Genomic DNA, 18,861 nt, shown 5'->3' with positions numbered 1-18,861 from the left:
ACCCGCGGACTTCCAGACCCAGCCAACACCCCACCAAGGAGACTGCCGTGGCCGGTGCCACCAAGATCGTGACCGACGCCGACTTCGAAGAGCTGGTGCTCAAGAGCGACAAGCCCGTGCTGGTCGACTTCTGGGCCGAGTGGTGCGGCCCGTGCAAGATGATCGCCCCGGCCCTCGAGGCGATCGCCGCGGAGCACGGCGACTCCATCACCATCGCCAAGCTGAACATCGACGAGAACCCCGAGACCGCCGCGAAGTACGGCATCATGTCGATCCCGACCATGAACGTCTACCAGGGCGGCGAGGTCGTGAAGACCATCGTCGGCGCCAAGCCCAAGGGCGCCATCGAGCGGGACCTGGCCGACTTCATCTGACCGGCCCCGACTCACCGCGCACAGAGGCGGCCCGTCCCACCGGGACAGGCCGCCTCTGTGGCGTTTCACGTGAAACAGCGGGCGTTCTGCCTACCATCGGGCACGTGACCCAGCAGCCGCCCACCACAGCGCCCTTTCTCTGGAAGCGCGGGGACACCGGCCCCGCCGTGGCCGACATCAGGTCCAGGCTCACCGCCCTGGGCCTGCTCCCCGCCACCACCGAGGAGGCCGGCCCGGACGCGCCGTTCGACGCCGCCATGGAGGGGGCCGTGCGCCACTTCCAACAGGACCGGGCGCTCACCGCGGACGGCGTCGTGGGGCCGGAGACCTACCGGCATCTGGACGAGGCCCGCTGGAGACTCGGCGACCGGCTGCTCACCCATCACGTCAGCCACCCCATGGTCGGTGACGACGTGGCCCGGCTCCAACAGCGCCTGCTGGAGATGGGGTTCGTGCCCGGACCGGTGGACGGCATCTTCGGCCCGCTCACCGAGCAGGCCGTGCGCGAGTTCCAGCGCAACACCGGGCTGATCCCGGACGGCACCTGCGGCCCGGCCACCTTCACCGTGCTGGGCCGGCTCGCCAGGACCGTCGTCGGCGGCCATCCCCATGTGATGCGCGAGGCCGAGCTGCTGCGCGACTCCGGTCCCTCCCTGGCGGGCAAGGTGCTCGTCCTGGACCCGGGGCACGGCGGCGACGACCCGGGGGCCACGGCCGACGGCCGCACCGAGGCCGAGCTGATGTGGGAGCTGGCCGCCCGACTGGAGGGCCGCCTGACCGCCCTCGGGGTGCGCACCTACCTCACCCGCGGCCGGAACACCGGGAGCGGCGAGGCCGAGCGCGCCGCGTTCGCGAACTCCACGGAGGCCGACCTCGCCATCTCCCTGCACGCCGACAGCCACCCCAACCCCAGCGCCCACGGAGTCGCCGCCTACTACTACGGCTACGACCGGCACGGCCGCTGGTCCCACACCGGTCGCACCTTCGCCGATCTGGCCCGCCGGGAGATGGTGGCCCGCTGCGGACTCGGTGACAACCGCAGCCACGGCAAGACCTGGACCCTGCTGCGCACCACCCGGATGCCCGCGGTCCGGCTGGAGGTGGGCTATCTCACCAACCCGGACGACGCCGCCCGACTGGCCGCACCCGGCTTCCAGGCACGCATCGTGGAGGCCGTCGCCGTGGCCCTCCAACGGCTCTACCTCCCACCGGAGGACGACGCGCCCACAGGGATGCTGCGCCTGCCGGCCATCGCGGCCGACTGAGGGACGGGCAGCGTTTCACGTGAAACAGCGGCGTCGTCCGGACGGGGGACCGCTTTCTCAGACGGGCCGGAACGCAGGGTCCTTCTGGACCGCGCCCAGCAACCGCTCCAGCGCCACCTCGACGTCCTCCTTCCAGGAGATCGTCGTCCGCAGCTCCAGCCGCAGCCGGGGGAACCGCGGATGCGGTCGCACCGTCTTGAAGCCCACGGCCAGCAGATGGTCCGCGGGCAGCACGCAGGCGGGCTCCTCCCATCGAGTGTCCCCGAACGCCTCGATGGCCCGGAACCCACGCCGCACCAGATCCTTGGCGACCGTCTGCACCATCACCCGGCCCAGCCCCTGCCCCTGGAACCCGGGCAGGATCCGCGCGGTCATCAACTGCACGGCGTCCGGCGACACCGGGCTGGTCGGGAACGCGGTGGACCGCGGGACATAGGCCGGGGGAGCGTAGAGCACGAACCCCGCCGGCACATCGTCCACGTACACCACCCGGCCGCAGGAGCCCCACTCCAGCAGCACCGCCGAGATCCAGGCTTCCTTCTCCAGCTCGGGCGCCCCCGCCTGCACCGCGGCCTCACCGCTGACCGGGTCCAACTCCCAGAAGACGCAACGGCGGCAGCGCTTGGGGAGGTCGGTGAGGTTGTCCAGGGTCAGCGGAACAAGACGACGCCCCATCTGCGCTACGACCTCACTCCGCCGACGCCGGCCTTCTCCCTGCCGGACTCCTGCGTACCGGACCCCTGCGTACCGGACCCCTGCGCGCCGGACCCCTGCGCGCCGGGCTCCCATGTGCCGGGCGCGTACGCTCCGGGCCCCTCCGGGACCCGCTGAGCCAGGGCCGTACCCCGGACGGCGAGGAACGCGCCCCTTCGCCCATGGACCAGGCTGCCGATGAATCCCCCCACCGCTCCCAGTCCGAGGCCCGTGGCCACCAGGGCTCCGCGTGGCCACTGTCCCGCTCCGCCGCGACTCAGTGATCGCATGGTCGTCCTCCACGGTGGACCCGCCATCCCTGTGCGCATGGTATCCGCGGGTTCATGGAACGGCACTCCGACAGGACGATCACACGAGCGCCGCCCGCACCTCACCCGAACGCACCCGTCCCCCAGGACCCCTCCCACCGGATACCGCCAAACGAGGAGGGGCGCTGTTTCACGTGAAACAGCGCCCCTCATTCGGACCAAGGGCCGGTCCCGTCGGCCCACAGCCCCGTCCCGCTCAGCCCTCCGGCCGCTCCGTCTCCTCGGTCTCCTCGGTGACCTCGTGGAGGCTCCGCTGGAGGACCTTGCCCTCGCCGGGCGCCATCGTGCTGAGGATCCGCTCCAGGTCCTCCACCGAGGCGAACTCCACGACGATCTTGCCCTTCTTCTGGCCCAGGTCCACCTTCACCCGGGTCTCGAAGCGGTCCGAGAGCCGCTCCCCCAGTTCGGTGAGCGCGGGGGACAGCCGCCTGCCCGCCCGGGGCCCCCGAGGTCGGCGCGGAGCGGGCCGGTCCTCCTCCGACATCAGGTCCACGACCTCCTCGGCGGAGCGGACCGAGAGCCCTTCGGCGACGATCCGCCGCGCGAGCCGGTCCTGCTCCTCCGGGTCCTGGATCTTCAGCAGCGCACGGGCGTGCCCGGCGGAGAGCACTCCGGCGGCCACCCGGCGCTGCACCTGCGGGGAGAGCTTCAGCAGCCGCAGCGTGTTGGTCACATGCGGACGCGAGCGCCCGATCCGGTCGGCGAGCTGGTCGTGGGTGCAGGAGAAGTCCCGCAGGAGCTGATCGTAGGCGGCGGCCTCTTCCAGCGGGTTGAGCTGGACCCGGTGGAGGTTCTCCAGGAGGGCGTCCAGGAGCAGCTTGTCGTCCTCGGTGGCCCGGATGATCGCGGGGATCCGCTCCAGGCCCGCCAGCCGGCTCGCCCGGCACCGGCGCTCGCCCATGATGAGCTCATAGGACTCCGGCCCGGTGCGCCGCACCACGACCGGCTGGAGCAGGCCCACCTCCTTGATGGAGTGGACGAGCTCCTCGAGCGCCTCGTCGTCGAAGACCGTACGGGGCTGGCGGGGGTTGGCCGAGATGGTGTCGAGCGGAAGCTCGGCGAACTCGGCACCGGGCACCTCCCGGGCGCCGGTTTCACGTGAAACATCGGCGGCGCCGGCGTCCGGCAGCGCGGCCAGGCTGGCCACCGCCACCCCGCGCTCCGGGGTGAGTACCGGAACCGCCGTCGGCGAGGCGGCGCCGGGCGCGGTCACCGTCGCCGTCCCACCGCCCGCCGAACCGTCCGGCGCCGGGGGAATCAGGGCTCCGAGGCCGCGTCCGAGTCCCCTGCGTCGCTCGCTCACTGCATCCCCTCCGAGGCGCTGCTGTGCTGCTGGCTGGTCGAGTGTGTGTGCCGTCCGTCGTAGTGGACGGAGAGATCCTGACCCGACTGATTCTGCGGCATCCCGCGTAGCGCGATTTCCCGGGCCGCCTCGAAGTAGGAGAGGGCGCCCGCCGAACCCGGGTCGTAGGTCAGCACGGTCTGCCCGTAGCTGGGCGCCTCGGAGATCCGCACCGAGCGGGGGATGGCGGTGCGGAGGACCTCGTTGCCGAAGTGGCTGCGCACCTCCTGCGCCACCTGGGAGGCGAGCCTGGTGCGGGCGTCGTACATGGTGAGCAGGATGGTCGAGACGTGGAGCCGGGGGTTGAGGTGCCCGCGGACGAGTTCCACGTTCCGCAGCAACTGGCCGAGGCCCTCCAGCGCGTAATACTCGCACTGGATCGGGATGAGCACCTCCACCCCGGCCACCAGGGCGTTGACCGTCAGCAGCCCCAGGGAGGGCGGGCAGTCGATGAGGATGTAGTCCAGCGGCTGCTCGTAGGACTGGATGGCACGCTGGAGCCTGCTCTCCCGGGCCACCAGGGAGACCAGCTCGATCTCCGCGCCGGCCAGGTCGATGGTGGCGGGCGCGCAGAACAGCCCCTCCACATCGGGCACCGGCTGCACCACGTCCGCGAGCGGCTTGCTCTCCACCAGCACGTCGTAGATGGACGGCACCTCGGCGTGGTGGTCGATGCCGAGCGCGGTGGAGGCGTTCCCCTGCGGGTCGAGGTCCACCACCAGCACCCGGGCCCCGTGCAGGGCCAGCGAGGCGGCGAGGTTGACCGTCGTCGTGGTCTTGCCCACCCCGCCCTTCTGGTTGGCGACGACGATGACACGGGTCTGCTCCGGACGGGGCAGACCCTGCCCGGCCCGGCCCATCGCCTCGACGGCGAGCTGGGCCGCCCGGCCGATCGGGGTGTCGTCCATCAGATGGGGTGTCTCCGTCGATTCGCTCCGAGGAGCGGGTACCGGCTCAGCCACCGGACCCGAGATATTGGCTTCGGACCGCAAGGGTTCACTCTCCGGTGCACTCTCAGGGGCTTCGGACTCACGCGTTACGGACTCACCCGCTACGGACTCGCGCCACACGGGCTCGCGCGATACAGACTCACGGGGTACAGAGCCTGCCATGTCTTTGGCACCAGAAACTACAGCGGTTCTGCCTTCCGTGAGGGAAACCACCTCTCCGGCAGGGTTGTCCCCCGTTCCGGGGTTGACAGCCGGGGAGTTGACGGCGCCCCGAGGGTTCGCCGGTCCCGGGACCGCGACGCCCTCGGGGGACCCGTGACCTGCCGGGGAGGAGGGCTCCCTGTGGACGGCCGAGCCCGGGGGATTAGCTCGTTCGGGTGACCGATTCGAGCGTGCGGCCGCAGCGCGACCGCGGCTGAGGATTCCAGGCAGTAGCGAGCGACGTTTCACGTGAAACACGATGCCCGGAGTGATGCACCTTTTGCCAAGCGACACTCCGTTTACGCGTTCTGCCCCATTTGCTCCAATGTGGCGGACGCCGGACGGGCGGCGCTCAGCGCCTGCGCCGTCCACCCCTCGTCGCGCGGTTCGCCCGTACCGCCTTCGCCCTGCGGGCCCCCGCGCGCACACCACCGGGGCTCTCCCCCACCAGGACACGCACCACGGTCGCCGGCGGATCCGCCGCCCCGGCCCCCACCCGGACCACGGACCACTCCACCGCGCCCAGCTTGTGCAGGGCGTCCCGGGAGGTCTTGAGCTCCTCCTCGGCGGTCTCACCCTTCAGGGCCAGCATCTCCCCGTGCGGGCGCAGCAGCGGCAGTCCCCAGCCCGCCAGACGGTCCAGCGGCGCCACGGCGCGCGCGGTCACCACATCAACGGGCGGCAGCTTGCCGATCATCTCCTCGGCCCGGCCCCGCGCCACCGTCACGTTCTCCAGGCCCAGCTCGACCACGACCTCCTGGAGGAAGTTCGTGCGCCGCAGCAGCGGCTCCAGCAGGGTGATCCGCAGATCCGGCCGGGTGAGCGCCAGAGGGATGCCCGGCAGCCCGGCGCCGGAGCCGACATCGCACACGGAGACGTTCTCCGGGACCACCTCCGACAGCACCGCGCAGTTCACCAGATGGCGCTCCCACAGCCGCGGCACCTCGCGGGGACCGATGAGCCCGCGCCGCACCCCCGTGTCCGCCAGGAGCTCCGCGTAGCGCATGGCCTGCGCGAAGCGCTCGCCGAAGACCGCCCGCGCCTGCTCCGGCGCCGCCGGAAGCTCCCCTGCGTCCACCACGGAATCATCCTTCCCATCGGCCCCTGGCACCCGGACCCTGCGGTACCGAGCCCATTCTCCCAGCCTGGCGACAAAGGACCGGCCCCGCCTGCCGGGAGCAGGCGGGGCCGGTCGGGCATGACACGGACGCGGACCGTCACACCGGGAGCACGACCACCCGGCGCTGCGGCTCCTCGCCCTCGGACTCGCTGCGCAGCCCGGCCGCGGCCACCGCGTCGTGCACGACCTTGCGCTCGAACGGCGTCATCGGGCGCAGCTTCACCGGCTGCCCGGTGCCCTTGGCCTCCTCGGCCGCCTTGGCGCCCAGCTCGGCGAGCTCCGCCCGCTTGCGCGCGCGGTAGCCGGCGATGTCCAGCATCAGGCGGCTGCGGTCACCGGTCTCCCGGTGCACGGCCAGGCGGGTGAGCTCCTGGAGCGCCTCCAGGACCTCGCCCTCCCTGCCGACCAGCTTCTGGAGCTCGCGCCCGGCCCCCGGCTCGGGCACGACGATCGAGACGGACGCGCGGTCGCCCTCGACGTCCATGTCGATGTCACCGTCGAGGTCGGCGATGTCCAGCAGTCCCTCGAGGTAGTCCGCCGCGATCTCCCCTTCCTGCTCGAGCCTGGTCAGGCTGTCGCCTTCGGCGGGGGCGGAGACAGTGCCCTCGGCGGTGGGGGTGGTGCCTTCCGTCACGGATGGACTCCTTCAGGATGTTCTGGTGCGGGTCGTGGGTCCGGTGCGGGCACGGGTGCCGCGGCGGCCGGGTGGTGCGGGCTACTTCTTGGTGGACCGGGAGTTCGTCGACGGCCGGGGCTTGCCGCCCTTGCGGCCCTTGCCGCCGCCCTTGCGCTGCTGACCGCCCTGCTGGGTGCGCCCGGGCTGGCCGGACTGCCCCCTGGGCCGGGACCCGCCGGACCGGTCCCGCGGCTGCGGCGGGGTGTCCTCGGGGCCGTCGGGCGCGGCGTCCTCCGCGGACCCTTCGGCCCTGCCGTTGTCGTCGACCGAGGAGCCCTTGGTCAGATCCGGCTTGGCCGGAGCGCCGGGCTGGGGCTTCGCTCCCGCGGCGCCGCCCTGCTGGCGCTTGGCCTTCGGCTGCCGCTTGGGTTGCTGCCGCCGCACCGGGGCGCCGGCCGAGGCGGTGGCCGCGACGGCGGCGGGCTCCTGGAGCGGCACGACCTTGCCGGTCTTCGGGTCGAGCATCTTGCCCTTGGCCTTCAGCCGCTCCTGCCGCTCCTCGAACGCCTTGCTGCCCGGGGTGGGGTTGCGCCGGATGACGAAGAGCTGCTGGCACATGGTCCACGCGTTCGTGGTCAACCAGTAGACGAGCACACCCACGGGGAAGTTGATGCCGAAGACCGCGAACATGATCGGGAAGACGTACATCAGCATCTTCTGCTGCTGCATGAACGGCGTCTTCACCGTCAGGTTGACGTTCTTGGTCATGAGCTGCCGCTGCGTGATGAACTGCGACAGCGACATCAGGACGATCATGACGACCGTGACGATCCGGACGTCGGTCAGCGTGGCGTTGAAGTCGTTGAGCTTCGCCTGGCTGTCCATGAACTTCGACGCGATCGGGGCGCCGAAGATGTGCGCCTCACGGGCGCTGGTGATCATGTCCGGGTCGTCGATGACACCGACGCGGTGACCGTTGGCGATCCGCGTCAGCACGTGGTACAGCGCGAAGAAGAACGGAGACTGCACCAGGATCGGCAGGCACGAGGAGAACGGGTTGGTGCCCGTCTCCTTGTACAGCTTCATCATCTCTTCGGACTGGCGCTGCCGGTCGCTCTTGTAGCGCTCCTGGATGGCCTTCATCTTCGGCTGGAGCGCCTGCATGTTCCGGGTCGCCTTGATCTGCTTCACGAAGAGCGGGATCAGGCAGATCCGGATCACGATCACGAGCGAGACGATGGACAGGCCCCATGCCCACCCGCTGTCGGGATCGAAGATCTTGCTGTACAGCGTGTGGAACTGGACGATGATCCACGACACTGCGTCGTAGAGCGGGTTCAACAGACCCACGGTCAGGCTCCTTGGGGCTTGGGCGCGGGCGCCGGACTACGGTCGTCGGCTCCACGGTTCGTGGCGCGCCGGAAGATCGGTGGCCGCTTGCGCGGTGGCACGTGGTCCACCCCTCCGGCCGACCAGGGATTGCAGCGCAGGATCCGCCAGACGGTCAGCGCCGTCCCCTTCACCGCGCCGTGCAGATCGATCGCCTGATACCCGTAGTGGGAACACGAGGGGTAGTACTTGCACACGGGCCCGAGCAGCGGACTGACGATCCACTGGTACAACTTGATCAGCCCGAGCAGCGGGTACTTCATCTCGCCCCTCCTGCCTTGGCAGGCAGCAGCCGCTGAAGCGCGGCGTCAAGGTCTCGCGCCAGCGCGGCATGATCCGCTGTGCTCGCGCCGGGCAGCGCCCGTACGACTATCAGGCTACCGGGCGGCAAGAGGGGCAGCCGTTCCCGCACGAGGTGGCGCAGCCTGCGTTTGACCAGGTTGCGCTGGACCGCCTTGCCCACGGCCTTGCCGACGACGAAACCCGCACGCGCGGGGGGAGGCGATCCCCCTTCCGCGTGCGGGTCCCTGTTGTCCCTTGCGGGCGGGCTGCCGCTACTGAGGTGAACTACCAGGTGCGGGCGGCCGGCCCGGCGTCCCCGGCGTACCGCGGTCGCGAAGTCCTGGCGCCGCCTCAGCCGGTTCTCGGTGGGCAGCACGGCATGACCTGATCGGTGAAGGTCAGGCGGACAGACGTGCGCGGCCCTTGCTGCGGCGGGCCGTAAGGATGGCGCGACCGGCGCGGGTGCGCATGCGCAGCCGGAAGCCGTGGGTCTTCGCGCGGCGGCGGTTGTTCGGCTGGAAGGTGCGCTTGCTCACTCGTGGGCTCCAGAATGAATCGTGGTGGCGGGGCGTCGCCTGGCTGTCACCGTGCGCCCACGAGATGACTCGCGATACGCCTCAGTGGTGTACCGCTTCACGATCGCCGCGAGCGGCGCCGGAGGCGTCCACTGCGCTGTGCGACCCTGCCCATCGGAGGCATGCGGCAGCAGCCATCGACAACTCGACCTGGTCACGGTACGCGGCGCTACGCCATCCGGTCAAACCGGCGCTCCCCCCGTCCGGCCCCGCGACAGGCCGCCCGGACGCCGTGGCAGAGTTGTACACAGCCTGTGGACAACGACTTGAGGGCGGCAGCGGGTGCTGACTACCGTTGCTGGACTTCACTTGTCTCGCCCGCACCACCACGGCACCCCTTCCGACGTGCGGGAATCCCATGCGAAGTGTCCGCGGGCAGCCCGAGCGAGCCCGACCCCCAAGCGAGAGAGCGTGCACTGTGGCTGACGTAACCGCCGATCTTGCCGCAGGGTGGACCAGGGTCGTGGACCGGCTGACCGGCGACGACGGCGTGGAGGCGAAGGACAGACGCTGGCTGCGCACCAGCCAGGCGCTCGCGCTCGTGTCGGACACCGCGCTGCTCGCCGTGCCGAACGAGTTCGCCAAGGCGGTCCTGGAGGGCCGTCTGCTCAAGCAGATCACCGAGGAGCTGAGCCGCGAGTTCGGCCGGCCGATCCGGATCGCGGTGACCGTGGACCCGTCGGCGGGCGCGACGCCGCCCGCCCCGGCACCCGCGCCCGCACCCCAGGTCAGGCCCGTCCGCCCGCCGGCCGAGCCCCACCAGGAGCCGCGCCCCGCCGGCGCCTGGGGCGGCTACGACGCGGCGGGGTACGACGGCGCCGGGTACGACGGCGGCTACGGGGACGGCCCCGCGGGCGAGGGCCCCGCGCCGCGCCGCCCGTCCGGCCACCCGGACGAGCCCGCGCGCTCCGGCGTGCCGGAGCGGCGCGACCGCACCGAGGACTGGCAGCAGCCGCGGCTGGGCTACCCCGACCACGACGCCTACGCCCCGCGCGGCGACTGGCCGGACCCGTCCGACGAGGGCCCCGCCCACCGGGGCCCGGCCCGCCCCGAGCACGACGAGCGCCGCGGACCGCGGGCGCAGGAGCTGCCCGGCCTGCCCGCCCAGCGCGGCGGCGACGACCGTCCCGTGCTGCCCAGGCCGTCCGGGCCCGGCGACGACGGGGAGCGCCCGCCGCTGCCCGCGGCCAGGACCGGCCGCCCCGACCGGCCCGCGCCCAGCGGCGCCCCCCACCCGCTGGCCGCCCAGCCCGGCCCGGCGCAGGGCCCGGGGGAGCCCGCGGCCCGCCTGAACCCCAAGTACCTGTTCGACACCTTCGTCATCGGCGCCAGCAACCGCTTCGCGCACGCGGCGGCCGTGGCCGTGGCCGAGGCGCCCGCCAAGGCGTACAACCCGCTGTTCATCTACGGCGAGTCCGGCCTGGGCAAGACGCACCTGCTGCACGCGATCGGGCACTACGCCCGCAGCCTCTACGAGGGCACGCGGGTGCGGTACGTCAGCTCCGAGGAGTTCACCAACGAGTTCATCAACTCGATCCGGGACGGCAAGGCGGACGGCTTCCGCAAGCGGTACCGGGACATGGACATCCTGCTGGTGGACGACATCCAGTTCCTGGAGACCAAGGAGCAGACCCAGGAGGAGTTCTTCCACACCTTCAACACGCTGCACAACGCCAACAAGCAGATCGTGATCTCCTCGGACCGGCCGCCCAAGCAGTTGGTCACGCTGGAGGACCGGCTGCGCAACCGGTTCGAGTGGGGGCTGATCACCGATGTGCAGCCGCCCGAGCTGGAGACCCGGATCGCGATCCTGCGCAAGAAGGCGATCCAGGAGCAGTTGAACGCGCCGCCGGAGGTGCTGGAGTTCATCGCGTCCCGGATCTCCCGCAACATCCGGGAGCTGGAGGGTGCGCTGATCCGGGTCACGGCGTTCGCCAGCCTCAACCGGCAGCCGGTGGACCTCCAGCTCACCGAGCAGGTGCTGCGGGACCTGATGCCCGGCGGCGACGACACCGGTCCGGAGATCACGGCGGCGACCATCATGGCGTCCACCGCCTCCTACTTCGGGCTGACCGTGGAGGACCTGTGCGGTCCCTCGCGCAGCCGGGTCATCGTCACGGCGCGGCAGATCGCGATGTACCTGTGCCGGGAGCTGACGGACCTGTCGCTGCCGAAGATCGGCGCCCAGTTCGGCAGCCGCGACCACACCACGGTGATGCACGCCGACCGCAAGATCCGCACGCTGATGGCGGAGCGGCGGTCCATTTACAACCAGGTGACGGAGCTGACCAACCGCATCAAGAGCTGAGCGGCAGGGCCCGGCGGACGGCCGCGAGGGGCGGTGGGCGAGGACGGGAGTCCTCGCCCACCGCCCCTCGTCGTGTGCCGCGAACGGCGTCCGGCCCCCGAGCCGCCCCCGCCGAGGGGGGCACCCGCGGCGCGCCCGGGGTGCGTGCGGTCGTCACCCGAACAGCCGTCCTTCGAACACCGCAGGCTCCGACCCTCGCTGTCCACAGGAATCGGCCTCCAGCACCGTCCACAGCCTGGGGAAGCCGGAGTTGTCCAGAGGCTCTCCACAGCCCCTGTGTGTGGTGGGATGTCCCCGCAGGTGGATCGGCTGGGGATATGTGGTAAACCGTTGTCCACAGCCTGTGGACACAGCAGGGTCCGGACCGCGCTCCGGAGAGTTGTCCACCGGCAACCCACAGCCAACCCCCGGTTATGCACAGCTTTTCCACACCTCTGTCCACTGTTCGGCAACATCACTTAGGCTTTAGCCAGGACGAGTGAAAGGCGTCACACCGACGCCGCGATTGGCTTGGGGAAAACAGGGGTAGAACCTGGGGATCGACTTGGGGACAACCCAGGGCGTCCTGTGGATGGCTGTGGAAAACCTCGGCTTCATCCACAGGGAAGGCCAAGTTGTCCACCGCTCCACCCACAGGCCCGGTGGATAAAAAAGCGGGCCTGACCAGGGCGGATACAGGTTATCCACCGTATCCACAGCCCCTATTACTACGACTACACGGATACCCCGGGGGATTCGGCTCGAAGCGACGCCTGTGGACGAACGGCGTCCGAGCCGCCAGGAGCGGTTTCCGTCGAGTTGACCCGAGCCGCACACGCTGTCGGTGCCGTGCGTCAGACTGTGTCCCGGCAACGAACACGAGACAGGCCAGCAACAGCAGGAGGCGGTTCCGGTGAAGTTCCGGGTGGAGCGAGACGTCCTCGCGGAGGCAGTGGCCTGGACGGCCCGCAGTCTCCCGGCCCGTCCACCGGTGCCCGTGCTGGCCGGCCTGCTGCTCAAGGCCCAGCAGGGCACCCTGAGCCTGTCCGGCTTCGACTACGAGGTCTCCGCCCACGTCGAGGTCGAGGCGGACGTGGAGGACGAGGGCACCGTCCTGGTCTCCGGCCGCCTGCTCGCCGACATCTCCCGCGCCCTGCCCAACCGCCCCGTCGAGATCTCCACCGAGGGCGTCCGGGTCAACGTGGTCTGCGGCAGCTCCCGGTTCACCCTGCACACCCTGCCGGTGGACGAGTACCCGTCCCTGCCCGCCATGCCCAGCGCCTCCGGCTCGGTGCCCGGTGACGTCTTCGCCGCCGCCGTCGCCCAGGTCGCCATCGCCGCCGGCCGGGACGACACCCTGCCCGTCCTCACCGGCGTCCGCATCGAGATCGAGGGCGACACCGTCACCCTGGCCGCCACCGACCGCTACCGCTTCGCCGTCCGCGAGTTCATGTGGAAGCCGGAGTCCCCGGAGATGTCCGCGGTCGCGCTCGTCCCCGCCAAGACGCTGCTCGACACCGCCAAGTCCCTCACCCAGGGCGACACCGTCAGCCTGGCGCTCGCCAACAGCGGCGAGGGCGAGGGCCTGATCGGCTTCGAGGGCGCCGGCCGCCGCACCACCACCCGGCTGCTCGAAGGCGACCTGCCGAAGTACCGCACCCTGTTCCCGACGGAGTTCGCCTCCGTCGCGGTGATCGAGACGGCGCCTTTCGTGGAGGCCGTCAAGCGCGTCGCCCTGGTCGCCGAGCGCAACACCCCGGTCCGGCTGAGCTTCGAGCAGGGCGTGGTCACCCTCGAGGCCGGCTCGAGCGACGACGCGCAGGCCTCCGAGCGCGTCGAGTGCGGCCTGGAGGGCGACGACATCTCCATCGCCTTCAACCCCACGTTCCTGCTCGACGGCCTCAGCGCGATCGACTCGCCCGTCGCGCAGCTCTCGTTCACCACCCACACCAAGCCCGCCCTGCTCAGCGGCCGCCCGGCGGTGGACGCGGAGGCGGACGAGTCCTACAAGTACCTGATCATGCCGGTCCGCCTGTCCGGCTGATCCGCCCCGCGCCCGCCAGGCCCCGGACGGCACACCCCTCCGGGGCCTGCCCGCGCCCCGGCCGCCCCGCCGCTCCGCCCCGGCCCCCCACCGGTTGAAGGCCACCGGGCCGGGTACCCGTCGCCTGAACAGCCCGCCCCGACCGGCCTCGGGCCGCGCCCGGCAGGCCACGTAGGCTCGGCCGAGGGGCGCGGCGGCCCGTCGCCCCTGATACGGAACGTCGAAAGGTCTGTGATGGAGCTCGGTCTCATCGGTCTCGGCAAGATGGGCGGCAACATGCGGGAGCGCATCCGCCGCGCCGGCCACACCGTCATCGGCTACGACCGGAACGCGGAGCTCGCCGACGTCCACAGCCTCAAGGAGCTTGTGGACGGCCTGTCGGCGCCGCGCGTGGTGTGGGTGATGGTGCCGGCGGGCGATGCCACGCAGAGCACCGTCGAGGCGCTGGCCGAGCTGCTCTCGCCCGGCGACGTCGTGGTGGACGGCGGCAACTCCCGCTGGACCGACGACGAGAAGCACGCCGAGCTGCTCGCCGCCAAGGGCATCGGCTTCGTGGACTGCGGCGTCTCCGGCGGCGTGTGGGGCCTGGAGAACGGCTACGGCCTGATGTACGGCGGCCGCGCCGAGGACGTCGCCAAGGTCCAGCCGATCTTCGACGCCCTCAAGCCCGAGGGCGAGCTCGGCGCCGTGCACGCCGGCAAGGTCGGCGCGGGCCACTTCGCGAAGATGGTCCACAACGGCATCGAGTACGCCATGATGCAGGCCCTCGCCGAGGGCTGGGAGCTGCTGGAGTCCGCCGAATCCGTCACCGACGTGCGTGAGGTCTTCCGCAACTGGCAGCAGGGCACGGTCATCCGCTCCTGGCTGCTCGACCTGGCCGTGCGCGCGCTGGACGACGACGAGCACCTGGGCAAGCTGCGCGGCTACGCGGAGGACTCCGGCGAGGGCCGCTGGACGGTCGAGGCGGCCATCGACAACGCGGTGCCGCTGCCCGCGATCACCGCCTCGCTGTTCGCCCGCTTCTCCTCCCGGCAGGACGACTCCCCGCAGATGAAGATGATCGCCGCCCTGCGCAAGCAGTTCGGCGGCCACGCCGTCACCGCCGCCGAGTAACCTCGGCAGCGAAGGTCACCGGGACCACACCGCGCGGAGGAGGTCGGCGCGGGCCGCGCACGCTCAAGCAGGCAGGCTCCGCCCGCAGGGATGCACCTTTCACATCTGTCGCTCGCCGACTTCCGGTCGTACGCCCGGGCCGAGATAGCGCTCGACCCGGGCGTGACGGCCTTCGTCGGCCCGAACGGGCAGGGCAAGACGAACCTGGTCGAGGCCGTCGGCTACCTCGCGACCCTGGGCAGCCACCGGGTCGCGGCCGACGCCCCGCTGGTGCGGCTCGGCGCCGAGCGCGCCGTGGTACGCGGCGTCGTGGTCCGCGGCGAGGGCGAGGCGGAGCGCCGTCACCTCGTCGAGCTGGAGATCAACCCGGGCCGGGCCAACCGCGCCAGGATCAACCGCTCGTCGCAGGTCCGCCCGCGCGACGTGCTCGGCATCCTGCGCACCGTGCTGTTCGCGCCCGAGGACCTGTCGCTGGTCAAGGGCGACCCGGGGGAGCGCCGCCGCTTCCTGGACGAGCTGGTCACCGCGCGCTCCCCGCGGATGGCGGCCGTCCGCCAGGACTACGAGCGGGTCCTCAAGCAGCGCAACGCCCTGCTGAAGTCGGCGGCCATGGCCCGCAGGAGCACCGGAGGCCGGGCCGACCTGTCCACCCTCGACGTGTGGGACCAGCACTTGGCCAGGGCGGGCGCCGAGCTGCTGGCCGCCCGGCTGGACCTGGTGGCGGCGCTCGGCCCGCTGGTCGACAAGGCGTACGAGCAGCTCGCCCCCGGCGGCGGGCCGACGGCGCTGGAGTACCGCGCGTCCGTCGGCGACCTGGCCGCCCTGGCGCCGCGCGGCCGGGAGGACCTGGGCGCGGCCGTGCTCGCCGCGCTCGCCGAGGCGCGCCGCCAGGAGCTGGAGCGCGGCCTGACCCTGGTCGGCCCGCACCGCGACGACCTGGTGCTGCGCCTGGGCGAGCTGCCCGCCAAGGGGTACGCCAGCCACGGCGAGTCCTGGTCGTTCGCGCTGGCGCTGCGCCTGGCCTCGTACGACCTGCTGCGCGCCGAGGACCCCGAGGGCTTCGAGGAGTCCGCGGGCGGGCGGCGGCCGGGGGAGCCGGTGCTGATCCTGGACGACGTGTTCGCCGAGCTGGACGCCGCGCGCAGGCACCGCCTGGCGGAGCTGGTCGCGCCGGGCGAGCAGGTGCTGGTCACCGCGGCGGTGGACGACGACGTGCCGCGGGTGCTCACGGGGGCCCGCTACACGGTCTCGGGCGGCACCGTGGAGCGCGCCGCATGACCCCACCCGACCCGCTGAACCCGTCCGACCCGTTCGCCATGCCCCGCAACACCAGCAGCACCCCTCCCATGCGGCACCTCCCGCCCGCCCCCCAGAACCCCGCCCCCCGAGGCCCCGCGGCCCAGGGCCCCGCCTCCCCCGCCTCCCCGGCCCCGCCGCCCGGGGACCCGGCCGCCGCGCCCCCCGCCCTGTCCGGCGTGGACCTGGCCCGGGTGGCCCTGCGCGCCGCGCGGGAGCGGGCCCGCGCCCGCGGCGAGGAGGCCGGGCGGCGCAGGCAGGCCAGGCGCGGCGGCCTGCGCAGCGGCGCCCGCGCCGACGGCCGGGACCCGCTGCCGCTGGGCGCCGCCGTCAACCGCCTGATCACCGAGCGCGGCTGGGAGGCCCCGGCCGCGGTCGGCGGGGTGATGGGCCGCTGGCCGCAGTTGGTCGGCCCCGAGATCGCCGCGCACTGCCGCCCGGAGGGCTACGACCAGCAGGAGCGGGTGCTCACCGTGGTCTGCGACTCCACGGCCTGGGCGACGCAGTTGCGCCTGCTGGCCCCGCAGTTGGTGGCGCGGCTGAACCAGGACCTCGGCCACGGCACCGTGCGGCTCATCAAGGTGCTGGGGCCGTCCGGTCCGCCGCGGCCGCGCGGGGGCTGGCGGGCGCCCGGGAGCAGGGGCCCGGGGGACACCTACGGATAGGGCGGGACCGCGACTGCGGAGGGTGCTCGCCCCGAAGCCTTCAGCGCCCATTTCAGCCTCCTGACGCCCCGGTCCGCGTGTGGGGAGTTACCCGGAGGCGGTTCAGAGCGGCACATGGGAACCCAGGTACCGCCAAACCCCCATCCATGTCGGTGGTACCGGTAGACTTAGGGCAGTCCGCCGCTTGTGGACCATGTGCCGAACGACGAGGCCGCCCCCGGGTCGCGAAGAAGACCTGAAGGTCGGCCCGTGCTGTGCCAGAAAGGGCGCTTCGTGGCCGATTCCGGCAATCCCACCGAGAACATCACAACCACCTCGTCCGCCGCCGGGTCCAGCGACCCGGCGCCGTCCGCGTACGACGCGAGCGCGATCACCGTGCTCGAGGGCCTGGACGCGGTCCGCAAGCGGCCCGGCATGTACATCGGCTCGACCGGTGAGCGCGGGCTGCACCACCTCGTCCAGGAGGTCGTGGACAACTCCGTCGACGAGGCCATGGCCGGGTACGCGGACACGATCGACGTGACGATCCTGCCCGACGGGGCGGTGCGCGTCGTCGACAACGGCCGCGGCATCCCCGTGGACATCGTGCCGAGCGAGGGCAGACCGGCCGTCGAGGTCGTGCTCACCGTACTGCACGCGGGCGGCAAGTTCGGCGGCGGCGGCTACTCCGTCTCCGGCGGTCTGCACGGCGTGGGCGTGTCCGTCGTCAACGCGCTGTCCACCCGGCTCTCGGTGGAGGTCAAGCGGGACGGCTACCGCTGGACCCAGGACTTCAAGCTCGGCGCCCCGACGGCCCCGCTGGCCAGGAACGAGGAGGTCGCGGAGACCGGCACGTCGGTCACCTTCTGGGCCGACCCGGACATCTTCGAGACCACCGAGTACTCCTTCGAGACGCTCTCGCGGCGCTTCCAGGAGATGGCGTTCCTCAACAAGGGCCTGACCATCACCCTGACGGACGAGCGCCCGGTCCACGCGAACGAGGACGGCAGCCCGCTGTCGGTGCGCTACCACTACGAGGGCGGCATCTCCGACTTCGTGCGCTACCTCAACTCCCGCAAGGGCGAGACGGTGCACCCCACGGTCATCGACTTCGAGGCCGAGGACAAGGAGAAGGCGATCTCCGCGGAGATCGCCATGCAGTGGAACACCCAGTTCACCGAGGGTGTCTACTCCTTCGCGAACACCATCCACACCCATGAGGGCGGCACTCACGAGGAGGGCTTCCGGGCCGCGCTGACCGGTCTGATCAACCGGTACGCGCGCGAGAAGAAGCTGCTGCGGGAGAAGGACGACAACCTCACCGGCGAGGACATCCGCGAGGGCCTGACCGCGATCATCTCGGTCAAGCTCGGCGAGCCGCAGTTCGAGGGCCAGACCAAGACCAAGCTCGGCAACACCGAGGCCAAGACCTTCGTGCAGAAGGTCGCCCACGAGCACATCAGCGACTGGCTGGACCGCAACCCGAACGAGGCCTCGGACATCATCCGCAAGGCCATCCAGGCCGCCACCGCCCGGGTGGCCGCCCGCAAGGCGCGCGACCTCACCCGCCGCAAGGGCCTGCTGGAGACCGCGTCCCTGCCGGGCAAGCTCAGCGACTGCCAGAGCAACGACCCGTCCAAGTGCGAGATCTTCATCGTCGAGGGCGACTCCGCGGGCGGCTCCGCCAAGGCGGGCCGCAACCCGATGTACCAGGCCATCCTGCCCATCCGCGGCAAGATCCTGAACGTGGAGAAGGCGCGGATCGACAAGATCCTCCAGAACACCGAGATCCAGGCGCTGATCTCCGCCTTCGGCACGGGTGTGCACGAGGACTTCGACATCTCGAAGCTCCGGTACCACAAGATCATTCTGATGGCGGACGCCGACGTCGACGGCCAGCACATCAGCACCCTGCTCCTGACGTTCCTCTTCCGCTTCATGCGCCCGCTGGTCGAGGCCGGCCACGTGTACCTGTCGCGTCCCCCGCTCTACAAGATCAAGTGGGGCCGGGACGACTTCGAGTACGCCTACTCCGACCGCGAGCGCGACGCCCTGATCGAGCTCGGCCGCCAGGCCGGCAAGCGCATCAGGGACGACTCCATCCAGCGCTTCAAGGGTCTGGGCGAGATGAACGCCGAGGAACTGCGGATCACCACCATGGACATCGAGCACCGTGTGCTCGGCCAGGTCACCCTGGACGACGCGGCCCAGGCGGACGACCTGTTCTCCGTGCTGATGGGCGAGGACGTGGACGCCAGGCGTCAGTTCATCCAGCGCAATGCCAAGGACGTCCGCTTCCTGGACATCTGACCGGGGCGGCGGGTCCGCCCCGGGCGGCGCC

Annotated in this window: 17 protein-coding genes; 8 read left to right on the top strand and 9 right to left on the bottom strand. The window is 71.6% G+C overall.

Annotated features, from left to right (window positions below; all coding sequences use genetic code 11):
* Positions 1-47 precede the first annotated feature (47 nt).
* On the top strand, positions 48-374 hold the full coding sequence (trxA, locus tag ACYVO2_RS02430; protein WP_461005849.1) for a thioredoxin: 327 nt from the start codon (positions 48-50) through the stop codon (positions 372-374).
* Between the two features lie 104 nt (positions 375-478).
* Positions 479-1,639, top strand: a complete 1,161-nt coding sequence (locus ACYVO2_RS02425) for an N-acetylmuramoyl-L-alanine amidase (RefSeq protein WP_461005848.1) — start codon at positions 479-481, stop codon at positions 1,637-1,639.
* Positions 1,640-1,696: 57 nt separating this feature from the next.
* Here the strand turns inward: ACYVO2_RS02425 and ACYVO2_RS02420 are convergent, their stop codons facing one another.
* The 9 genes from ACYVO2_RS02420 to rpmH all read right to left on the bottom strand — a co-directional run bounded on the left by ACYVO2_RS02420 (position 1,697) and on the right by rpmH (position 9,097).
* Positions 1,697-2,314 (bottom strand): GNAT family N-acetyltransferase, encoded by a 618-nt coding sequence (locus ACYVO2_RS02420; protein WP_461005847.1) that lies wholly within the window; start codon positions 2,312-2,314, stop codon positions 1,697-1,699.
* Positions 2,315-2,857: 543 nt separating this feature from the next.
* Positions 2,858-3,964: a ParB/RepB/Spo0J family partition protein gene (locus tag ACYVO2_RS02415; RefSeq protein ID WP_461005846.1), complete on the bottom strand. Its 1,107-nt coding sequence runs from the start codon at positions 3,962-3,964 to the stop codon at positions 2,858-2,860.
* A complete protein-coding gene (locus tag ACYVO2_RS02410) occupies positions 3,961-4,995 on the bottom strand; it encodes a ParA family protein (RefSeq protein ID WP_461005845.1) in 1,035 nt (344 codons plus the stop codon). The genes ACYVO2_RS02415 and ACYVO2_RS02410 overlap by 4 nt, the downstream gene beginning before the upstream one ends.
* Before the next feature lie 511 nt (positions 4,996-5,506).
* Complete coding sequence (gene rsmG, locus ACYVO2_RS02405; protein ID WP_461005844.1) at positions 5,507-6,235, bottom strand: 16S rRNA (guanine(527)-N(7))-methyltransferase RsmG; 729 nt, start codon at positions 6,233-6,235, stop codon at positions 5,507-5,509.
* Between the two features lie 136 nt (positions 6,236-6,371).
* A complete protein-coding gene (locus tag ACYVO2_RS02400) occupies positions 6,372-6,908 on the bottom strand; it encodes a Jag family protein (RefSeq protein WP_461005843.1) in 537 nt (178 codons plus the stop codon).
* Positions 6,909-6,989: 81 nt separating this feature from the next.
* The gene (gene yidC / locus ACYVO2_RS02395; RefSeq protein WP_461005842.1) at positions 6,990-8,240 is read right to left on the bottom strand and encodes a membrane protein insertase YidC; all 1,251 of its coding nucleotides are present in this window, start codon (positions 8,238-8,240) and stop codon (positions 6,990-6,992) included.
* Positions 8,241-8,242: 2 nt separating this feature from the next.
* Positions 8,243-8,542, bottom strand: coding sequence for a membrane protein insertion efficiency factor YidD (yidD, locus tag ACYVO2_RS02390; protein WP_461005841.1), 300 nt, complete (start codon positions 8,540-8,542; stop codon positions 8,243-8,245).
* Entirely contained in the window at positions 8,539-8,937 is a 399-nt protein-coding gene (rnpA, locus tag ACYVO2_RS02385) for a ribonuclease P protein component (protein ID WP_461005840.1), read from the bottom strand. The genes yidD and rnpA overlap by 4 nt, the downstream gene beginning before the upstream one ends.
* A gap of 22 nt (positions 8,938-8,959) precedes the next feature.
* Positions 8,960-9,097 carry a 50S ribosomal protein L34 gene (rpmH, locus tag ACYVO2_RS02380; RefSeq protein ID WP_461005839.1) on the bottom strand — a complete coding sequence of 46 codons (138 nt, stop codon included), beginning with the start codon at positions 9,095-9,097 and terminating at the stop codon, positions 8,960-8,962.
* A 397-nt stretch (positions 9,098-9,494) separates the two neighbouring features.
* Between rpmH and dnaA the strand changes: the two genes are divergently transcribed.
* The 6 genes from dnaA (at position 9,495) to gyrB (ending at position 18,830) form a co-directional block, all read left to right on the top strand.
* Positions 9,495-11,444: a chromosomal replication initiator protein DnaA gene (gene dnaA / locus ACYVO2_RS02375; RefSeq protein WP_461005838.1), complete on the top strand. Its 1,950-nt coding sequence runs from the start codon at positions 9,495-9,497 to the stop codon at positions 11,442-11,444.
* Positions 11,445-12,336: 892 nt separating this feature from the next.
* Positions 12,337-13,467 carry a DNA polymerase III subunit beta gene (dnaN, locus tag ACYVO2_RS02370; protein ID WP_461005837.1) on the top strand — a complete coding sequence of 377 codons (1,131 nt, stop codon included), beginning with the start codon at positions 12,337-12,339 and terminating at the stop codon, positions 13,465-13,467.
* A gap of 234 nt (positions 13,468-13,701) precedes the next feature.
* Complete coding sequence (gene gnd, locus ACYVO2_RS02365; RefSeq protein WP_461005836.1) at positions 13,702-14,580, top strand: phosphogluconate dehydrogenase (NAD(+)-dependent, decarboxylating); 879 nt, start codon at positions 13,702-13,704, stop codon at positions 14,578-14,580.
* Between the two features lie 90 nt (positions 14,581-14,670).
* The gene (gene recF / locus ACYVO2_RS02360; protein ID WP_461005835.1) at positions 14,671-15,858 is read left to right on the top strand and encodes a DNA replication/repair protein RecF; all 1,188 of its coding nucleotides are present in this window, start codon (positions 14,671-14,673) and stop codon (positions 15,856-15,858) included.
* Between the two features lie 68 nt (positions 15,859-15,926).
* Entirely contained in the window at positions 15,927-16,541 is a 615-nt protein-coding gene (locus ACYVO2_RS02355) for a DciA family protein (protein ID WP_461006023.1), read from the top strand.
* A 249-nt stretch (positions 16,542-16,790) separates the two neighbouring features.
* Positions 16,791-18,830: a DNA topoisomerase (ATP-hydrolyzing) subunit B gene (gyrB, locus tag ACYVO2_RS02350; protein ID WP_461005834.1), complete on the top strand. Its 2,040-nt coding sequence runs from the start codon at positions 16,791-16,793 to the stop codon at positions 18,828-18,830.
* Positions 18,831-18,861 lie beyond the last annotated feature (31 nt).

It is taken from the genome of Streptomyces capparidis (genome assembly GCF_054782095.1).
This window is presented reverse-complemented; position numbering and strand designations above follow the sequence as displayed.

Excerpts from the sequence above, each read along its gene's own strand:
- recF (WP_461005835.1), top strand. The coding sequence starts at position 14,671 with ATGCACCTTTCACATCTGTCGCTCGCCGACTTCCGGTCGTACGCCCGG.
- ACYVO2_RS02355 (WP_461006023.1), top strand. The coding sequence starts at position 15,927 with ATGCGGCACCTCCCGCCCGCCCCCCAGAACCCCGCCCCCCGAGGCCCC.
- ACYVO2_RS02420 (WP_461005847.1), bottom strand. The coding sequence starts at position 2,314 with ATGGGGCGTCGTCTTGTTCCGCTGACCCTGGACAACCTCACCGACCTC.
- dnaA (WP_461005838.1), top strand. The coding sequence starts at position 9,495 with ATGCGAAGTGTCCGCGGGCAGCCCGAGCGAGCCCGACCCCCAAGCGAG.
- gnd (WP_461005836.1), top strand. The coding sequence starts at position 13,702 with ATGGAGCTCGGTCTCATCGGTCTCGGCAAGATGGGCGGCAACATGCGG.
- yidD (WP_461005841.1), bottom strand. The coding sequence starts at position 8,542 with ATGAAGTACCCGCTGCTCGGGCTGATCAAGTTGTACCAGTGGATCGTC.